Below are 18,622 nucleotides of genomic sequence, written 5' to 3'. Positions count from 1 at the left end.
GCCGGCAGTAGTCGGCGATAGCCCGTCATCAGTGGTGTTCGGCCGTCAGGCGCAGGAGAGGATCTTGTCGGCGAACTGCTTCTTCAGTTCGGCGGTCTTCGCCTGCCGCGCCTTGTCGTACCCGGCGACGTTCGCCTTGGTGACGACGAACGAACCCGAGTCCACCTCCACACCGGGAGAGCGCACCGTGCACTGCTTCGTCTGGAGCAGCGCCAGCGCCCAGGTCCCGATCTCGGCCTGGCCGACCGGGTTCTGGACCACGGTGGCGGTGACCGTGCCCTGCTTGATGCCGCTGAGGATCTTGGCGTCGTCGTCGATCGCGATGACCTTCGCCTTCGAGCCGGACGACTTGACGACGTCGGCCGCGGCGACGGCAGGGTTGTAGGCGGTGGCGACAATGCCCGTGATCTGACTGCCCTTTGCGGCCATCAGGTCGGACACCGCCTTCTGCGCGGTCTGCAGATCCGTGTCGATGTCGGTGATGGTCTGCAGGAGCTTGACCTTGCCGCCCGACTCCTTCACGGCCTGGGTGACACCCTTGATCCTCAACTGGGTATTGGCGTCTACGTTGTTGCCGGTGAGGTGGACCAGGGTGCCCTTGCCGCCCATGGCCGCGATCGCCGCCTTCGCGGCTTTGTAGGCGGCGAGTTGGACGTCGGTGGAGAGACAGAAGTCGGCGTCGTCCTTGTCGCCGGCCGGGCAGGACCCCAGCGAAGCCACCGGGAAACCCTGGGACTTGAGGTCGGCGAAGGTCGAGTTGATGTCGGTGGGGGAGACGCCGAACACCCCGAACGCGTTGTAGCCGCGGGCCGCGAGCGTGGACAGCAGGTTGTTCTGCTTCTGCTGGTCCCACTCCGCCGTCTCGTCGAAGGCTACGGCTCCGAGGCCGTACGTCTTCTTCGCTGCGGCACCCGCGGTCTTCCAGGGCTGGAAGTACGGGTGGGCGCCGCCGGGCACGAGGGCGACCTTGGTCTGGGAGCCGTCCACGAGGTCGGCGCCGGCGCCGGTCCGGGCGGCCGGCGCGGCCTGACTGCCGGACTGCGCATCGGAGTTCTTGTAGGTACAGGCCGCTGTCCCCGTCGCCAGCAGCGCGACGGCGACAACTCCGGGCAGGACAGATCTGGTTGGGAAGCGCATGGCCCACCCCTGCGGATTCGGATAGGAATCAGATAGGAAATCGATGCGGCGATCGTGGGGGAGGAACCTGCGCCCGTCAAGACTTGCGGCACGAACAGGTGCGCTGGGTAGGGAGTTTGTGACTCTCAGGGCTCCCGTCCGCGTCTCTTGCGTGGCCCGGCTGTGAGAAAAATCGTATAGGAAATGCCTGCGTGTCGGCCTGGCCGTAAAGGTATAGATCATTCCCGCAACGTGAAGATCGTGTGCCCCTCGGCCCTCTAGGATGACTGGCTTCAGCGTTCGCGGATGGGGCAAGTAGCGGGCGTGCAAGGGCCGTTCACCGCAGGGAGTTGCGCATGGGTTCCGACATGGGTTTCGACGAGGTCTTAACCACGCCGCTGGACGGGCTGTCGGCCGGACCTGTCGTGCCACGGCTGGTGCTGGGCGCGCGGTTGCGGGCACTGCGCGACGAGCGGCGCATCTCCCGGTCGGCCGCGGGCGACGCCATCCGCGCCTCCCGGTCCAAGATCAGCCGACTGGAGGCCGGCCGCCACCGCTTCAAGCCGCGCGACGTGGCCGACCTGCTCACGCTCTACGGCGTCACGGACGAGGCCGAGCGCGCCACCCTGCTGGCCCTGGCCGAGGAGGCCAACTCCCCTGCCTGGTGGCAGCACTTCAACGATGTGGTGCCCACCTGGGCGCGGGCCTACCTCGGGGCCGAACAGGCGGCGAGTCTCGTCCGCTGCTTCGAGGTCCAGCGTGTTCCCCACCTGCTGCAGACCCCCGACTACGCGCGCGCCTCCCTCCGGCTCGCCCACGCGGGCGCCGGCGGGGCGGAACTCGACCGGCGGGTCAAGCTGCGGATGACCCGGCAGCGGATTCTGCGCCGGAGGCCGGCGGCACAGCTGTGGGCCGTGATCGACGAGGCGGCGCTGCGTCGCCCGGTGGGTGGGATCGGCACGATGCGGGGCCAGTTGAGGCATCTCATCGAGATCTGCCGGCTGCCGCAGGTCACCGTCCAGGTGATGCCGTTCCTCGCGGGCGGGCACGCGGGGGAGGCCGGACCGGTGACCATCCTGCGGCTGCCCGGCGGCCGGCTGCCCGACATGGTCTACCTGGAACAGCGGGTCACCGCCCTCTACCCCGACCGGCCGACCGAGATCGAGTGCTACTGGGACGTCATGAACCGCCTGGTGGTGGAGGCGGAATCGCCGGAGGAGACTCCGACGATCCTGCATCGCATCCTTCAGGAGACGTGAACTGCCTGACAGGCGCTAGCTCTTGAGGGCGACACCGCCGTACTGGTGGACCTCCGCGGGCAGGCCCCAGGCGCTGTCGTCGGGACGCCAGCGGGAGCAGGACGCGACGCCCGGTTCGATCAGCTCAAGCCCCTCGAAGAAGCCCGCGATCTGCTCGGGGCTGCGCAGGATGTACGGGATCGAACCGCCCTCGTTGTACTGGCGGATGGCGTCGACGTAGGCCTCGCTGGTGTCGGTGCTGTCGTAGTGCACGAGGTAGCTGCCGGAAGGCAGGGCCTCCACCAGGCGCCGTACGATCGAGCGCGCCTCGTCGTAGTCCTCGATGTGGCCCAGGATGCCCATCAGCATGAGGGCGACGGGCTTGTCGAAGTCGAGTGTCTTGCCGGCCTCGCGGACGATGGTGGCCGGGTCGCGCAGGTCGGCGTCGACGTAGTTGGTGACGCCTTCCGGGGAGCTGGTGAGCAGCGCGCGGGCGTGGGCCAGCACCAGCGGGTCGTTGTCGACGTAGACGATGCGGCACTCGGGGACCACCCGCTGGGCTATCTCGTGGGTGTTGTCCACGCTGGGCAGTCCGGTGCCGATGTCCAGGAACTGTCGGATGCCCTCCTCGGTGGCCAGATGCCGGACGGCGCGGGCGAGGAAGTAGCGGGCGGCCCGGGCTCCGGTCTCTATCCCGGGGAAGATCTCGCGGAACGCGTCACCGGCGACACGGTCCACTTCGTAGTTGTCCTTGCCTCCCAGCCAGTAGTTCCAGATCCGCGCCGACTGCGGCACGGTGGTGTCGAACCTGGCGAGCGGATCCTGCTCGGAGTTGTCTGCCGCTTCGGTCATGGAAGCTCCTGTGCGTACGGCGGTGAGAACCACGGAACCGTCGAAGATCGGCCGTGGACACCCACGTTATTCCCCCGTGGCTCGACTCATGCGCCACGTCGGCATCAACTGCGTTTCTCGGACCGCTCGTTGGCTTGTTCGCTGCGGCCGGTGACGTGGAATCAGCCCTGCGCCAAGCACCGTTCATCAGCGCATCGGTCCTCCGCCGTGCGTCAGTTCTCTGCCGCGTGCCGGGTGAGGAATCCGATGACGGCTGCTACGGCGGCGAGGGCGGCGACGCTGGTGAGGGCGGCGGGGAGGGAGTACCAGTCGGCCATGAAGCCGATGGCGGGTGGGCCGAGGAGCATGCCGCCGTAGCCGAGGGTGGAGGCGATGGCGACGCCGTCGGGGCCGGCGAGGGTGCCGGCGCGTTCGACGGCGACGGGGAAGAGGTTGGCGAGGCCGAGCCCGGTGATCACGAAGCCGAGGACCGCGGCCCACAGGGTGGGTGCGAGGGCGCCGAGCAGCATACCGAGGGCGGCGACCGTGCCGCCGGAGACGAGGGTGCGGGTGCGGCCGAGGCGTTCGAGGAGCCGGGTGCCGGTGAGTCGGCCTGCGGTCATGGCGAGTGCGAAGCAGGAGTAGCCGATGGCGGCGGCGCCGGCGGTGGCGTCGAGGTCCTGCTCCAGGTGGAGGGCGCTCCAGTCGGCGAGGGCTCCTTCGCCGAAGGCGGTGCAGAGGGCGATCAGGCCGAAGGTGAAGACGAGGCCGCGGGTGCGGGGGGTGAGGCGGCGGGGCGCGGCCTCCTCCTTCGATGAGGCCTTCGGCGCGTTCTCAGGGAGTGCCGGGGGCTTCAGACGCAGCAGCTCGCGGCCGACCACGGCGGTGACGAGCAGACCGATCACGGTGAGGCCGAACAGGTGTTGGGTCGGGGTCAGGAACCCGGCGACCAGTCCGCCCAGCCCGGCGCCGACCATGCCGCCGAGGCTGAACGCGGCGTGGAAGCTGGGCATGATGGGCCGCCGCATGGCCCTGACCAGGTCGACCGCCGCACTGTTGAACGCGACGTTGATCCCGCCGTAGGCCGCGCCGAAGATCAGCAGGACGAGGCCGAGGGTGAGGGGTGAGTGGGTGAGCGGGGGGAGGGAGACGCTGAGGGACAGCAACACGGCGCAGACGACGGTGACTTGGTGGTTGCCGTAGCGGTGGCAGAGGCGGCCGGTGAGCATCATGGTGATGACGGCGCCGGCGGAGACGCCGAGGAGGGCGAGTCCGAGGGTGCTGGCGGAGGCGCCGGTCTGTTCCTTGATGGCGGGGATGCGGACGACCCAGCCGGCGAAGATGAAGCCGTCGAGGGCGAAGAACGCGGTGAGGGTGATCCGGAGCCGGGTGAGGTCGGTGGGGGTGCCCGGCACGGCGTTGTGCGTTCGGAGTTTGTTTATTTGCGGCACAAAATCAGGCTAGGCGGGGGTCGCGCCCAGGGCAAGGGGGTTGGCGGGCGCCCGGGGCGAGGCACGGCTCGCCCCGGGCGCTGCCCGTGGACCATCTCGGGGGCCTCGACGGCCGGATCCGGAGCGGCATGATCCGACGGGCGTGTCCGCCGGCTCGTCGACCTACCACGGCGATGGTGACGGCCAGGAGATCGGCCGGGACAACCGGTCTCACGTCGGGTCGGGTCGACCGACGGCGGCTCCACGCACCACCGATGCGACGGCACCCGTGGCCGTCGCGCCCTCATCAACGCTCCTTCAGGTCTCCTCGTGGAAGTGGTGGCTCCGCCCGGGCAGGGGGCAGAACGGGTTCATGCAGGACGACAAGGACCCAACAAGTCCCTGGAGGTGGTGACTTGACCGTCATCGTCGGCCTGGTCCATCGCGGGCGCACTCATCTCGCCGGAGACTCGGCAGGCAGCGGCGGGTCACAGCTCGCGATCCGTCGTGACCCGAAGGTCTTCACCAACGACCCCTATGTACTTGGATTCACGACCTCGTTCCGTATGGGCCGGCTGCTGCACCACGCATTCGAGGCCCCGCACCCCGAGGGCGACCTCGACCGTTTCATGGCCACGCGCTTCATCAACGCCGTCCGAGCCTGCCTCAAGGACGGTGGGTGGGCCCGCAAGGACTCCGAGCAAGAACAGGCAGGTGTCTTCCTGGTCGGTGTCCACGGTCGTCTCTTCGAGATCCATGACGACTATCAAGTCGGTGAGCCCATGGAGGGGTATGCCGCTGTGGGCTCCGGGGACGACCTGGCGCTCTGCACGCCACCGCCGAGCTCGGACTCAAACCGCGCGAGCGCCTCACCGCCGCCCTGCGCGCCGCAGATCATCACAGCACGTATGTCTCCGCCCCGTACCCCCACGTCAAGACACCCCGCTGAATGATCCCGAGGGCGGGACGGAACTTCGTGCTGTACGACCTCATCCATCCGATCGTCAGGCATCGCGAACCGATCACCCCCGACTGAAGTGGCCGGCCGAGCGGGCGGGGTCGCCGTGGCCGAAGGATGTCCGGTCGATGCTGTCCTCGCCGATGCACGCCACGTCGAAGCCGCGGGTGGCCGGTGCGACGCCCAGGTGGTCGCAGCATGGGTGGCTCGGGAGCAGGTACCACCCGGCCTGACCGGGCCGGATCCGGCGACCGAGCCGCCCCTGTCCAGCACTGCGCGGGTGGGGCACGGGCATCACTCCGCGCTGCGCAGGGCGAGCCAGGTCTCGCGGTCCACGATGCCGTCGGCGTCCAGCAGCTTGTCGCTCTGGAAACTCCGCACCGCCGACTCGGTTCCGGCACCGAAGTCGCCGTCCACGCCTGTGCTCCCGACGCCGTATCCGCGTTTCGTCAGCATGCACTGCACCTGCAGCACACGCTTGCCGCTGTCTCCCAGGCGCGTGCGTCCGTTGCCGCGGTAGTACGTGCAGTCCGAGATCCAGGCCGGGGTCGCGGGCTCGGTGGTGGGCGGACTGCTCGGGGACGAGGAGGGAGTCGCGTCGGCCGAGGCGCTGGGATCGGCATCGGGAGCGGAGGGAGTGCCCTGCACCGCCGGTGCGGCGGAGCCGGAGTCCTCGGGGTGCGTGGCCGCGCCGTCGGGGTTCGCGGCGCCGTCGACGCTCTTGCCGGAGGCGGCCCTCGCGTCCGAAGCCCCGGGCATCGGTGAGAAGGCGGTGCCACCGGGCACGGTGCGGCCGGTCGTCGTGGCGGACCCCGGGGCGGAAGCGGCGGGCGGGGCGTCGTGGCCACTGACCATGAAGACCCCTGCGGCCACCGCGCAGACGGCGATGCCCACGGCGACTGCCCGTACCGACTTCTTCCGTGCCCAGGTAGGGACTTTGCCCTCCGGAGGGCGCGCCGATGGCATGCCGGTGGCGGCATCGGCGGCCACCACCAGTGGTTCGGGAACGGGCGGACCAGGTCGGCCGTCCGGCCCGGCCGGAGACGGCGGCATCGCCATCGGCCGTTCGTCCGGAGACCGTAATCGGGCTTGGGGTGCGACGGGGAGGCGGTACAGCACTTCGTACGCCCGCTGCCGGGCCAGCAGTTGGTCGGCCAGCGGCTGGGGCCACACGGTCGTTTCGGTTCGTTCGCCGGCCGTGTCGATCAAGTCCTGCCCTGTGGGCCGCTGTTCGGGCTCCTTGGCCAGGCAGGCGGTCAGCAGCGAGCCGAGCGCCGGGTCCGCCGCCGAGATCTCGGCGATCAGCTCGGGGTCCGGCTCCTCGAACGCCACCCGGTGCATCACGTCGACTCCCGTACCGTCGCCGAACGGGGCGCGCCCCACCGCCGCGTACACCAGCGTTCCGGCGAGTGAGAACACGTCCGACGCGGTGTCGGATCTGCCGGTCCTCAGGTGTTCCGGCGACATGTAGGCCGGAGTTCCCACCCGGACACCCGTGCCGGTGATCGTGCTGGCGTCGATGGCCTTCGAGATGCCGAAGTCGATCACATGCGCGCCTCCGACGGACAGCAGCACGTTGGACGGTTTCAGATCCCGGTGCACGATCCCCGTGGCGGCGAGGTCGGCCAGTGCCTGCCCCAGTTCCGCGACCAGGCGCCATACTGCGGCCGTCTCCAGGGCACCGTGCTCACGTACGGCATGCGCCAGATCGAGCGCCGGGAGGTACTCGGTGGCCATCCACAGCAACTCGTCCTGGAAGCCCGTGCCACAGAGTCTCGGTGTGTGCGACGTGCTGACGCGTTCGTGCACCGACGCCTCACGCTCGAACCGGCGCCGGAAGCCGGGATCGTCCGCGTACTCCGGCCTGATCACCTTCACCGCGGCCAGACCGGCACTGCTGTCCGCCGGACGTGCGAGGTAGACGCGCCCCATACCGCCGCTGCCGAGCAGGGCCAGCGGCGCATAGGGGCCGATGTGGTCCGGGTCGCCCAGGCGCAGGGGTGAGGCACCGGTCTGCCGCAGCGCGGCGGCCTCGTTCGTTGCCAAGCCCGGTGGCACCGGCCGCTGTTCTGACACGGATCCCCCGAAGTGATGTGCGCCGTACGTCAGTTCGGCCCCCAGGATTGACGAGGCTATCCGAGCCGTGGTGTCCGTTCAGGGTTTCCCGTACTTCCGTTCCACCGGAGGGCTGCTCGGGCTCGCGTTCTGGCAAGTGGTGTACGGACTCGACCTGATCCGTACGTGAGGTCAGGCGCAGAGTTGTTAGGACACATAACTGCGTTGAGCAGGGGCGAGGTTCGTCGTTCCCGAACGGGAGAACGAGCCATAGGCGGCAACCACAGCATCGTCCGTACCCGGCCGGAGCGGAGGCCCGCCCCTACATCGCATCGGGGATGAACAGCTGCCTGCCGGCCATCGTTTCGCAGGCCTGTCGGAAGGTCCATTTTGGGGCCCTGACAGCCGTTAGCGCGTGCCGTAAGGTTCTGACTACTGTGTGCCACAGTAGGGGGACATTGGGGGGCTTTCGTGCTCGATGCGAAGCAGCATCAGGGCAAGTTCGGCGAAGACTACGTCCGTGTGCTGGCCTCTGCGGCAGGCCTGATCGTCCTGCAAGGCGATCTCGACGCGGACGGGGTCGACCTCGGGTTCCGCGCCACCGGCCGCTACGGACGGACGCTGTCACCCACTGTCGAGGCTCAGATCAAGACATGGTCGAAGCCGTCCGTGTCGTCCGGCCACCTGAACTTCCGCGGGCTCAACGAGCGGCAGTTCAACAAGCTCGCCGGTCCCGACTTCACCGTGCCCCGGTTTCTGTTCGTCATCTGCGTCCCCGCCGACAACCAGGCGTACGCGGCCATGAGCACCGACGGTGTACTGCTCCGCCACCTTGGCTACTTCGTCTCGCTTCGCGCCGAGGAGCCGATCAAGAACCCCGACCGTGACCGATGGCGTCCGGTCAGAGTTCCGACAGCGAACGTGCTCACCGCCGCCTCACTGCGCCGGCTCACCGAGACGCAGTCCGACTGGTAGGGGACCGATGACGATTCCGCTGAAGGTCGACGACATCGCCAGCTATCTGGCGGAAACGGGCTGGGAGCGGGATCCACAAGGCTGGCGCGGAGCGAGTGTGTGGCAACACCCGGGCGACTACGAGGTGTTGGTACCCGCTCGCGACGGCATGGGCGACAACGACCCTCGATTACGGGAGATCCTGCGCTGTCTGTGCGCGCTGGAGGACCGGCCGGTGAGCGACATCGCCCTGGAGATCGCCAGACCGCAACTGGACAAGCAGTCCTTCCGGACGTTTCCCACCGGCCACGACCCCGGCTACACCTCGCTGCTTCTGGGTACGCAGACGGTGCTGGGTGTCCGCAACCTCCTGACGGCGGCGGCGCGCACCGTCGTGCAGGGTCCGCACTTCGCCTTCGCCGGCCGGCAACCGGGCGTGGTGGGCGACCTCTTGCACGCAGCCGAACTCGGCCCCTCCCGCGCCGGGAGCTACGTCGTCGAGATCCGGGTGGCGGCGGACGCGACGGCCCGAACGCCGAGCGGGGAGCAGGTCACCGGTCGGGCCGTGCTGGTCCAGATGCTCGAGGCGGTGAGCGCGGCCCAGGCAGCCGTAGCGGCGGACGCGCCCGCGGCCTTCGACGAGACCGTCACGGCCGGTGTCTCCGCGGATCTGTGCAAGGCGCTCAGTGAGCTCTCCGGTTTCGACCGGAGCGAGCCCTTCGAGATCGGCTTCCGGTGGGCGCGCTCGCAGCCACTTGATGTGCCGTCACGCGTCGTCGCGTTCCCGGAGACCTCGGGATCGCTTCTGCACGCCGCGTCCCTGCGGCTTCGCGGCCTCAACGCCACCGGTGCCGCGACGGTCTCCGGTGTGGTCGAGGGGCTGCATGACGACTCCTCCGGCAACGACCGGTGGCGGATCAAGGTCCGCGGTGAGTTGCGCACCGAGCACGCCGAACTGGTCCGGCGGGCCGTCTGGGTGCGGCTCCCGGACCAGGCCTCGTACGACCGTGCGATCACCGCGCATCGGGAACGGCAGGTGATCACCGTCATGGGCGAGTTGTCCAGCATGACCGGCCGGGTGGAACTGGTGCCCAGGCGGGGGTTCGACATTTGACCGGATTTCGGCTCATCGAGGAGGGGTACTGTGCCAACGGAGTTGACTGTACGGGATCATGCATCGCTGTTCGCCCTGATGGTGGTCGCACGGCCGGTGACCAACCGTGAACTGCGCGAACTCGCCGGCCTGGAGATCACCGCGGCGGTGCGACGGCGAGTGAACCAGGATGCCGAGCGGATCGTGACCAGGAAGCCCGGTGCGGTCAACACGCACCAGCTCACGTCCGCGGGCCGGACCTGGTGCGAGTCCGCTCTGGTGGCCGGACGTCCGGACGGAGCGAAGTTTCCGGCCGGGGTGCTCTACGCGGTGCTGGACAACGTCGGACAGTACCTGGCCCGCTCCGGCACCAAGTTCGGCGAGTTCTTCCAGCCCGACGTCGAGGACTGGATCCGCGCGGCCTACACGGAACTCACCGTCCGCCGGAAACCGGGCAGCTGGGTCAGACTGTCGGCGCTGCGCCCATGGCTCGAGAATCTGCCGCGAGGGGCCGTCGACGCCGAACTCGACCGGATGATCGAGCAGCCCGACGTACAGCTGATGAGCGAGCTCAACCAGCGCACGCTCAGCGACGAGGACCGCAGAGCCGCCGTCGACATCGGCGGCGAACCCCGCCACCTCCTGCGGATCGGACCGGCGTGAACGGGGAACTCGCCGCCCTGGAGACGCTGTACATCAACACCGCGCTGACCCAGGAAGAGATCTGGACACCGGTGACCTCCTACCACGTCGACGGCCTTCATCCTGAGGTATTCCGGCGGCTGGGGAGGGCGATGAGCGCCGTCGAGCGCGCCCACTCGCCGGTTGCGACCGTGGTGCGTGGCGAGAGCGGTTCGGGCAAGACGCATCTGCTCGGCTGGACCCGCCACGAGATCCAGGAGCGCGGCGGCTCCTTCTTCTACGTCAAGCTCGTCACCGGCCGAAACTTCTGGGAGAGCGCCGCCGACAGTCTCGTCGACAGTCTCTACCGGGAGGACGAGGGAGGCCAGGAACAACTGATTCGCCTGCTCGACGAGCTTTCGCGCCGGGCTCGCCTCGACACGGATACCCATACCGCCGTCACTGGCCGGCGCGAGTTGACGCGCACCCATGTCGATGCGTTCGTTCGGGGGATCCGGACCATCGACCGGCAGGTGGGCAACGAGGCCGCGGACACGGCCCGCGCGCTGGCGCTCATAGCCTCCACCGGCGATTCCGTGGAGATCGGCAGGGCCTACTTCGCGCTCAACGACGACGACGGGGACAAGCGCGCCGCCTGGGGGATGTCGCCGGGCGGGCGACCGGCTCAACTCGTCCTCCGCGATCTGACGCGCCTGTTCGCCCTGGTCGGACCGCTGGTGTTCGCCTTCGACCAGCTCGACACCCTGGTGTCCGCCGCGGAGACGTCGTCGCTGACGTCGGCCCCTTCCGGCGAGGGCCGGGCCGCGAAGCGGCTGAGCAGTGAGATCGCCACCGGCCTGATGGAACTGCGGGAGGAAGCCCGCCGGACCCTGATGGTCGTGGCGTGCCACGAGGACACCTGGGAGCAGATTTCCCGGGCGGCCGTCCGGTCCGCCCTGGACCGGTTCGAGGTTCTGCCGACGCTCGGCGCGATTCCCGACGAGGCCACCGCCGCCGCCATCGTCAGCAGCCGCTTTCGGGCCTACTTCGAGTCGATGGGGTTCACTCCGCGGTATCCCACCTGGCCGGTCACCTCGGCGGCGCTGGCCGAAGCCCCACACCGTTACACCGCACGGCGGCTGCTCATCCGAGTCCAGAAGCACATCGAGGCGTGTCTGCAGACCGGCACGGTTGCCGAACTGACCTCCCTGGCAGGCGCGGAGCCCACGGCAGCCGCACCGCCCGCACCGGCGAGGGCCGTCAACCTGAGCACCCTGACGGAGTCCTTCGACAAGCTCCGTGCCGAGGCGGACGACCTCGGGCCGCTCGACCCCACGACCGAGGACGGGTTGACGCCCGCTCTGCTGGGCGCGGGGCTGCGGAGTCTGCTCAGGGAACTGGGCGCCGACGAGACGCGGTTCTCCATCGAGACCGACTTCGGCCGCAAGGCGGCGTTGCACGCCCGGTTGCGCTATGTCGTGGACGAGGCCAGCGAGAACGAATTCCACTGGTCCTTCCGGGCGATCGCCGCGAACAACGCCATCGCCGCCCAGAACCGGATCCGTAACGCGGCCGTGGAGGCCGGCCTGACGGCCGACCTGGCGAGCCGCCGGCTGATTCTGCTGCGGAACATGCCGTACCCGAGCGGCCCCAGGACCAAGGACATCAAGGACGACTTCGAGGCGCGGGGCGGGGTGTCGTTGCCGATCGGCGCCGCCGACCTCCGGACCCTGGCCGCCCTTCGGGCCATGTTCGACGACCGTACGTCAGGCCTGGACGAATGGCTGCGACAGGAGCGCCCCGCTTCCCACATCGAGATCTTCGCGCCGGTGCTGGGAGACTTACGGCAGCATCTCGGCATCGCGACCACGGAAGTCGGCTCCAGGGTGGCGGCGGATGCGGCGGGCATACCGGAGGACGCCGAGGCCGCTCGTACCGAAATCGTCGTCGGAACCACGGTCCGGGGCGGCCGTTCGTTCGCGATACCCATGGAACGACTCCGGATGCACACCGCGGTGGTGGGCGCGGCGGGATCGGGCAAGACGGTCCTGATCAAGCGGCTTGTGGAGCAGTGCGCTCTGCGCGGCGTCTCGGTGATCGTGCTGGATCCGAACGACGACCTCGCACGGCTCGGCGACCCCTGGTCGCGCCCACCGAAGGGTTGGACGGACGACCATGAGCGCGAGGCCCGACGCTATTTCGCGGATGTCGAAGTGGTGGTGTGGACACCGGGTCTGAACCGGGGACGTCCGATCTCCTTCTACCCGCTTCCCGACTTCGGTCCCGTCCTTGACGACGAGGACGACTTCCCCCGTCTGGTCAGGTCGACCGTGACCTCACTCGCGCCACATGCCGGTGTACGCGGCAGCAGCGCTCGCGCGACCCAGCAGCTGGGGGTCCTCAAACGTGCTCTCGAACGGTACGCGCGCGACGGCGGCAAGACCCTGGCCGGCTTCGTCGAGCTGCTCGCCGAGCCTCCGAGCGACATCGTGAACAGCAGGACGAGTCGCTTCGCGGTTCAGATGGCGGACACGCTGGAAGCCGCGATGGAGACCGACCCGCTGTTCGGGGAGTCCGGCGCACCCGCCGATCCCGGCATGCTCCTGATCCCGTCGCCGGGGAAGGCCGCCCGTATCTCGGTGATCAGCTTCATCGGCCTGTCCGGCGACGGACCGGCCCAATTCGTCAGCCGCCTCCAGGCGACCTTGTTCTCATGGTTCAGGGCACACCCGGTCGGCGACCGTGCCCTGGGCGGGCTGCTGGTGATGGACGAGGCGCAGAACTTCGTGCCCTCCGGTGCATCGAATCCGAGTACGGACAGCACCGTCGAACTCATCCGCCAGATACGCAAGTACGGACTCGGGATAGTCCTCGCCTCACAGCTCCCCAGGGGGATCCACAACCAGGCGCTGGGCAACACCGTGAACCAGTTCATCGGCCGACTCACCCAACCCGCGCACATCGAGGCCGCCAAGACCATGGCCCAGGCGCGGAACGCGGTCCTCGACAACCTCGCCGGTCTCAAGGCCGGCATGTTCAACGCCGCAGGCGAGGGGACCGGATTCAGCAAGATCGAGGTGCTGATCTGCCTCAGTCACCACGATGTGCCGCTCACGGAGGACGAGATCGTCGAGCGAGCCCGCCGGGGTACCTGAGCGGTCGTGAGGTGGTGAACGCGTCCTGGCCCGTGCCGAAACCCTGACCTGCGCGGACAGGGTCGCCAGGGCGCTTGAGCCGTCCTGTCCCGGCGGTCACCCCCAAGGCGGTGGGTGAACTGCTCACCGCTCATCTGGCCGTCGTAATCCAGTCCCCCGACGGACCACGCCGTTTCCGACCGCACGATGTCATCCGGGAGTACACCCAGCAGGTGTCGAGGAACCTCCCGGAGGCCGAAAGCCGCGCCGTTCTGCGGGCCGTGGCCGACCTGATTTCCGTCGGCGGCGATTCAGCGGCGTGGCTCAGACGACGCGCCGGATCGCCCCAGCCGACGCTGCCTGGCGCAGGAGGATTTCACTCTGGCTCAGCGATCTTGGTCGGATTCGGGCTGGGTGAGTTGCTGTTGCCAGTCGTTGAACTGCTGGCGGAGCGCGGCGGCTGCCTGGGTGCCGAGGCCGTAGGTGGCGTATTGCTTGTCGGTGTAGCGCTGCACACGGCGGAGGGCGTTGGCGAACATTCGACGGTCGAATCCGGCGTCGTTCTGTGTGGCCAGTTCGATCAGCCGCTCACGGCTGTAGCCGGTCTTGAGCAGGCCGTCGACATCGATGGCGTCGCGGGCCTCGGCCCGGGTGAACAGGGCGCCGGTTTTGCCGGCGGCGACGTCGTAACGGTGGAGCACAGGACGGAGCTCGGAGGGGACGGGCGCATGGCGGAGGAATTCTGCGACGAGTTCCACCTTGGTTTGTGATCCGGTGGACGGATCGATGACGTTCAACCGGCTGTAGGTAGGGGTCTGTTGGGCCGTCTCCACCGTGTATCCAGCTGCCGAATACGCCTTGATGAGCCGGGCGACCGCCTCGGGCATCTCGTCGGCGGCGCGATCGATGGGCGCTAACAGGTCGACGTCATCGCTCATTTGACGCGAGCAACGCGCAACGAGAGGAAGTGCCATCGGTGAGCCCTACAGCCGACCTGACCTGCGGAAACACGGGGTGTAGCGAAGCGCCCCCGGCAGGACTCGAACCTGTGGCCAAGCGCTTAGAAGGCGCCTGCTTTGGCTGCGCTTGATGGGCGCTGAGCTGCGGAAACCGCCAGCTGTAGCAGGCCCCTGTATAACGCGGAACCTGCGCGGGGAGGCGGAATCTTTGTGTTTGTGGGTTGTTGATCCCGCCGTAGGCCGCGCCGAAGATCAGCAGGACGAGGCCGAGGGTGAGGGGTGAGTGGGTGAGCGGGGGGAGGGAGACGCTGAGGGACAGCAACACGGCGCAGACGACGGTGACTTGGTGGTTGCCGTAGCGGTGGCAGAGGCGGCCGGTGAGCATCATGGTGATGACGGCGCCGGCGGAGACGCCGAGGAGGGCGAGTCCGAGGGTACTGGCGGAGGCGCCGGTCTGTTCCTTGATGGCGGGGATGCGGACGACCCAGCCGGCGAAGATGAAGCCGTCGTCAGGCTAGGTGGGAACGGGACGTTGGGACAAGGGCGCCGAGGGGTGGGCTGTCGGGCGTCGTCCGCAGCGCTTGGCGTGTGCGGCTTCTTGGCCTTGTCGCTCCGAAGACCGCGAGGGACCGCCTGAGGGAACCGCGGAACTCGTCCGCCGTTCCCCTGTCGGCCGTCCCCTGCGACGGTCGGTGGCGGCTACCTGCCGGTCGGTGGCTGTTACTTCAGGCCGATCGCGGCGCAGTCCGCCGCGTACTTCGGGGTGCAGATGTCCTTGACGGTGTAGATGCCGTCCGCGATCACCGTGTCCTTGATGTTGTCCTTGGTGAGGGCGACCACCGGTACCAGCATCGTGGGGATCTTCTTCTCGGTGGGGCTGTCGGCCGTGTCGCGGGTCAGCGAGTCGAACTGGATGTCGCGGCCCTGGACCTTGTACACCGCCATCTCCGCGGCGCGGGTGGCCTCTTCCGGGAAGGGTTTGTACGCGGTCATGTACTGCTCGCCCGAGACGATCCGCTGCACCGCGTCCAGGTTCGCGTCCTGGCCGGTCACCGGTGGGATCTTGGTGGCGCCCGCGTCCTTCAGCGCCTTGATGACGGCGCCCGCCAGGCCGTCGTTGGCCGCGTAGACGGCGGCGATGTCGTCGAGGCCGACGGCCTTGATCGCCTTTTTCATGTTCGCCTCGGCGACCGCCGGCGACCATTTCGAGGTGTCGTATTCCTTGGCTATGACGACCCGGTTCTTCAGTTCGCCGATGGCGCCGTTCTTGAACTTCGCGTAGTTGGTGTCCGCGGGGTCGCCGTTCATCATGACGATCTTGCTGGATGCCGCCTTGCTGCCGAGCGCCGCGATGATGGCGCGGGCCTGGATCTCGCCGACGAGTTCGTTGTCGTGCGAGACGTACGCGTCGATCGGGCCCTCTGCGAGCCGGTCGTAGGCGATGACGGGGATGCCGGCGTCCTTCGCCTTCCGGACATCCGGCGCGATGGCCTTGGAGTCCAGCGCGTCCACCAGGATGACGTCGACTTTCTGGTCCACCATCTGCTGGAACTGCGCGCTCTGCTTGTCCTGGCTCGCGTCGGCGTTGGCGTAGACGACCTTGCCCTTGCCGTTGGTGAGGGCGGCGACCTCCTTCGTGATGACGGGGTGGTCGAAGTTCTCGAAGCGTGCGGTGTCCCTGTCGGGCAGGAGCAGTCCCACCGTGATGTCGTCGCCCTTCTTCGGAGACGCGGAGCTGTCGCTTCCGCCGACTCCGTCGATGACGCCGCACGCGGTGAGTGCCAGCGCGGACGCGGAGGCGGTCAGGGCTGTCGCGAGATGACGCACGGGGATTCCACAAAGGGCGGGAGCGCTCACGTCAGGCGCCTTTCGATTGTGCGAGGGGTGCAGGGGGCTTTTGGTGGTCGTTGATGTGCGGTGGGAAGTGGCCGCCGGACAGGGGGACTTGGCCCTTTCGCGCCTGCGGGGGCAGGAAGGCTCCGATACGGCTTCTGCGACCGGGGGCTCCTTCGCCTGTGGCATTCCTGTGGCCGACCGTTACCGTCCCACTTCCTTGATGTGGACGGGGTGGTGCTCGTGGAGAGAGGTTGTGGTGGATTCGGCGACCCGGTTTGGCTCGACCGCGTCAGTGAGGCGCACCCGCCACGAGGCGACAGGGCTCAGGGAGAGCAACACGGCCCGGGCGGCGGCGACTTGGCCGCTCGCATACCTCGCCCTTCGTGGCGTACCGGGCGGGTATCCCGCGGCGAAATTCCTTCTAACAAAATAATCATCAAAATTGTTAACAATTATGGGCCGCGGCTCAGGAGCTCCACCTACAGTCGGGCACTTGTATGAGCCGCACAGCCTGACGTGCCCGCGGTGCCGCCGGGGTGGTGCCCAGGCGCGGCTGTGACCACGCAATTCGTTGTACAAGGAGGTCCACGGGTGGACATGAACCGCAGAACGGTTATCCGCAGCGCCACGGGCGTCGCGGCCCTGGCCGCGATCGGAACCGCCGAGGGCACGGCGGGCACGGCGTTCGCCGCCACCTCGTCGTCGAGCAGTTCGTCGAGCACGTCCTCGGCGTACTCGCTGGAGTTCGACTCCACCGCCTGGTCGTACGACGCGACCAACGACGTGTACTACCAGGTCGGCAAGGTGTACGTCACGAACCCGGCCGCGACGGACTACGAGAACCTGTCGATCTACGTGCCGGGCGCCTATCTGACGGCCACCGCGAACAGCGACGGGACCACGTACACCGCGAAGATCAACCGGAAGGGCACCGTCGGCCAGTACTCGGGACACACGGCGCCGATCGTGATCCCGGTCAACACCCCCGGCTACGCCCAGCAGGCGCCCGCCACGTCCTACAGCTACACCAGCGTGTCGGAGTACCTGGAGGCCGGCCTCATCTACGTGTGGCCGGGACTGCGCGGTCGTAACAGCTCGACCAGTACCCGTTCCGACGCGGCGCCCTGGGGCGTGACCGACCTGAAGGCCGCGATCCGCTTCCTCCGCTACAACCGCAGCGTCCTGCCCGGCAGCACGGACGACATCGTCCTGTTCGGCATGAGCGGCGGCGGCGCCCAGGACACCGTGGCGGGCACCTCCGGCGACAGCCCCCTCTTCGACCCGTACCTGCGCACGATCGGTGCGGCGATGGAGGACGCGCACGGCCGGCCGCTCAGCGACGCGGTCGCCGGCGTCATGGCCTGGTGCCCGATCACCAACCTCGCCGAGGCCAACCTGTCCTACGAGTGGAACATGGGCCAGTTCGCCTCCACCAGTACGCGCGCGTCCACCACGTGGACCAGCGCCTACTCGAAGGACCTCGCGAAGGCCTGGCCCAAGTACCTCAACCGCCTGGGCCTGCGCGACGAGCACGGCAGGCGCCTGCGGCTGACCGAGTCCAGCAGCGGCACCTACCTGTCCGGCAGCTACTACGACCACCTGATCGGGGTGATCACCACCTCGCTGAACAACTTCCTGTCCGACAACACCTTCCCGTACACCATCACCACCCAGGGCGGCCCGCCCGGATCGGGCCAGACGGGGACCTCGACGACGTACGCGACGGTCGCCGACTACATCGCCTACCTCAACACCGACAGCACCTGGGTCACCTACGACGCCACGACCAACACCGCCACGGTGTCCGGCCTCGAAGGCTTCGTGAACAGCCAGAAGACCGCGAACAAGCCGGTCGGCGCGTTCGACGGGTACTCCCGAGGGCAGGGCGAGAACAGCGTCTTCGCGATGGGCCTCAACGCCCCGTCGCACTTCGCGCCGCTCACGCGGGACGTCATCAAGGCGAACGAGACGACGTACGCCACGTACTCCGACTGGAACTCCGCCTACGGCTCCGCGGCGTACGACAGTGACTTCGCCCAGAAGGACAGCGTCGGCAAGGACATCCTCTGGCGGGGCGACGCGTACAACCCGCTGTACTTCATCTCGCCCGCCTTCGACGGCTACCGGCGGTCGCAGGTGGCGCCGCACTGGCGCATCCGCACCGGCATCATGCAGGGCGACACGGCCAACACCACTGAGATCAACCTCCAGTTGGCCCTGCTGAACTACGGCGTCCGCGATGTCGACTTCGCCACCGTGTGGGCCATGGCGCACACCATGGCCGAGCGCACCGGCGACTCGACGGCGAACTTCATCAGCTGGGTGGAGTCCGTCGTCAAGAAGTGATCGCAGTTCGGACAGCCCGGGTGCCCGCCCGACAGACCTCGACCGGGCACC

General features: G+C 68.4%; 14 protein-coding genes, 1 tRNA gene and 1 pseudogene. 7 read left to right on the top strand and 9 right to left on the bottom strand.

Annotated features, from left to right (window positions below; all coding sequences use genetic code 11):
* Positions 1-45: 45 nt before the first annotated feature.
* Positions 46-1,137, bottom strand: a complete 1,092-nt coding sequence (locus OG588_RS05255) for a sugar ABC transporter substrate-binding protein (RefSeq protein ID WP_405946239.1) — start codon at positions 1,135-1,137, stop codon at positions 46-48.
* 335 nt (positions 1,138-1,472) lie between these two features.
* On the opposite strand from OG588_RS05255, the gene OG588_RS05250 reads away from it, so the two are divergent.
* Positions 1,473-2,375, top strand: a complete 903-nt coding sequence (locus OG588_RS05250; RefSeq protein ID WP_398850832.1) for a helix-turn-helix domain-containing protein — start codon at positions 1,473-1,475, stop codon at positions 2,373-2,375.
* 15 nt (positions 2,376-2,390) lie between these two features.
* Here OG588_RS05250 and OG588_RS05245 read toward each other — a convergent pair whose 3' ends face one another.
* Positions 2,391-3,206 (bottom strand): SAM-dependent methyltransferase, encoded by an 816-nt coding sequence (locus OG588_RS05245; RefSeq protein ID WP_405946238.1) that lies wholly within the window; start codon positions 3,204-3,206, stop codon positions 2,391-2,393.
* 212 nt (positions 3,207-3,418) lie between these two features.
* Positions 3,419-4,600 carry an MFS transporter gene (locus OG588_RS05240; RefSeq protein ID WP_405946237.1) on the bottom strand — a complete coding sequence of 394 codons (1,182 nt, stop codon included), beginning with the start codon at positions 4,598-4,600 and terminating at the stop codon, positions 3,419-3,421.
* Between the two features lie 431 nt (positions 4,601-5,031).
* Here OG588_RS05240 and OG588_RS05235 point away from each other — a divergent pair, with 431 nt between their 5' ends.
* A complete protein-coding gene (locus OG588_RS05235; protein WP_405946236.1) occupies positions 5,032-5,568 on the top strand; it encodes a hypothetical protein in 537 nt (178 codons plus the stop codon).
* Positions 5,569-5,637: 69 nt separating this feature from the next.
* On the opposite strand, the gene OG588_RS05230 is transcribed toward OG588_RS05235, so the two are convergent.
* Together OG588_RS05230 and OG588_RS05225 are read right to left on the bottom strand one after the other, a co-directional pair.
* On the bottom strand, positions 5,638-5,868 hold the full coding sequence (locus OG588_RS05230) for a hypothetical protein (protein ID WP_405946235.1): 231 nt from the start codon (positions 5,866-5,868) through the stop codon (positions 5,638-5,640).
* Positions 5,868-7,619 (bottom strand): protein kinase domain-containing protein, encoded by a 1,752-nt coding sequence (locus OG588_RS05225; RefSeq protein WP_405946234.1) that lies wholly within the window; start codon positions 7,617-7,619, stop codon positions 5,868-5,870. The genes OG588_RS05230 and OG588_RS05225 overlap by 1 nt, the downstream gene beginning before the upstream one ends.
* Before the next feature lie 480 nt (positions 7,620-8,099).
* Here OG588_RS05225 and OG588_RS05220 point away from each other — a divergent pair, with 480 nt between their 5' ends.
* Genes OG588_RS05220 through OG588_RS05205 form a run of 4 tightly spaced genes read left to right on the top strand, consistent with a single transcriptional unit; the run spans position 8,100 to position 13,451 of the window.
* Entirely contained in the window at positions 8,100-8,603 is a 504-nt protein-coding gene (locus tag OG588_RS05220) for a DUF4365 domain-containing protein (RefSeq protein WP_405946233.1), read from the top strand.
* 7 nt (positions 8,604-8,610) lie between these two features.
* Positions 8,611-9,696, top strand: coding sequence for a hypothetical protein (locus OG588_RS05215; RefSeq protein ID WP_405946232.1), 1,086 nt, complete (start codon positions 8,611-8,613; stop codon positions 9,694-9,696).
* A gap of 30 nt (positions 9,697-9,726) precedes the next feature.
* The gene (locus tag OG588_RS05210) at positions 9,727-10,338 is read left to right on the top strand and encodes a hypothetical protein (protein WP_405946231.1); all 612 of its coding nucleotides are present in this window, start codon (positions 9,727-9,729) and stop codon (positions 10,336-10,338) included.
* Entirely contained in the window at positions 10,335-13,451 is a 3,117-nt protein-coding gene (locus tag OG588_RS05205) for an ATP-binding protein (RefSeq protein ID WP_405946230.1), read from the top strand. The genes OG588_RS05210 and OG588_RS05205 overlap by 4 nt, the downstream gene beginning before the upstream one ends.
* A gap of 365 nt (positions 13,452-13,816) precedes the next feature.
* Here the strand turns inward: OG588_RS05205 and OG588_RS05200 are convergent, their stop codons facing one another.
* The 4 genes and pseudogenes from OG588_RS05200 to OG588_RS05185 all read right to left on the bottom strand — a co-directional run bounded on the left by OG588_RS05200 (position 13,817) and on the right by OG588_RS05185 (position 16,216).
* Positions 13,817-14,368 (bottom strand): nucleotidyl transferase AbiEii/AbiGii toxin family protein, encoded by a 552-nt coding sequence (locus OG588_RS05200; protein ID WP_405946229.1) that lies wholly within the window; start codon positions 14,366-14,368, stop codon positions 13,817-13,819.
* Positions 14,369-14,458: 90 nt separating this feature from the next.
* Positions 14,459-14,533, bottom strand: a tRNA-Arg gene (locus OG588_RS05195).
* A gap of 79 nt (positions 14,534-14,612) precedes the next feature.
* Positions 14,613-14,888: pseudogene (locus OG588_RS05190) on the bottom strand (MFS transporter); the annotation flags it as partial.
* 221 nt (positions 14,889-15,109) lie between these two features.
* Positions 15,110-16,216: a sugar ABC transporter substrate-binding protein gene (locus OG588_RS05185; protein WP_405946228.1), complete on the bottom strand. Its 1,107-nt coding sequence runs from the start codon at positions 16,214-16,216 to the stop codon at positions 15,110-15,112.
* Positions 16,217-16,822: 606 nt separating this feature from the next.
* Here OG588_RS05185 and OG588_RS05180 point away from each other — a divergent pair.
* Positions 16,823-18,571 carry an esterase gene (locus OG588_RS05180; protein ID WP_405946227.1) on the top strand — a complete coding sequence of 583 codons (1,749 nt, stop codon included), beginning with the start codon at positions 16,823-16,825 and terminating at the stop codon, positions 18,569-18,571.
* Positions 18,572-18,622 lie beyond the last annotated feature (51 nt).

Source organism: Streptomyces prunicolor (assembly GCF_045162825.1).
Taxonomy (GTDB): Bacteria; Actinomycetota; Actinomycetes; order Streptomycetales; family Streptomycetaceae; genus Streptomyces; species Streptomyces prunicolor.
Note: the sequence above shows the minus strand (reverse complement) of the source record. Positions and strands in the feature narration are given on the sequence as shown.

What these genes read in the sequence shown, in the direction of transcription:
- OG588_RS05255 (WP_405946239.1), bottom strand. Translation starts at nt 1,137, where the DNA reads ATGCGCTTCCCAACCAGATCTGTCCTGCCCGGAGTTGTCGCCGTCGCG.
- OG588_RS05250 (WP_398850832.1), top strand. Translation starts at nt 1,473, where the DNA reads ATGGGTTCCGACATGGGTTTCGACGAGGTCTTAACCACGCCGCTGGAC.
- OG588_RS05245 (WP_405946238.1), bottom strand. Translation starts at nt 3,206, where the DNA reads ATGACCGAAGCGGCAGACAACTCCGAGCAGGATCCGCTCGCCAGGTTC.
- OG588_RS05230 (WP_405946235.1), bottom strand. Translation starts at nt 5,868, where the DNA reads ATGCCCGTGCCCCACCCGCGCAGTGCTGGACAGGGGCGGCTCGGTCGC.
- OG588_RS05215 (WP_405946232.1), top strand. Translation starts at nt 8,611, where the DNA reads ATGACGATTCCGCTGAAGGTCGACGACATCGCCAGCTATCTGGCGGAA.
- OG588_RS05200 (WP_405946229.1), bottom strand. Translation starts at nt 14,368, where the DNA reads ATGAGCGATGACGTCGACCTGTTAGCGCCCATCGATCGCGCCGCCGAC.
- OG588_RS05180 (WP_405946227.1), top strand. Translation starts at nt 16,823, where the DNA reads ATGAACCGCAGAACGGTTATCCGCAGCGCCACGGGCGTCGCGGCCCTG.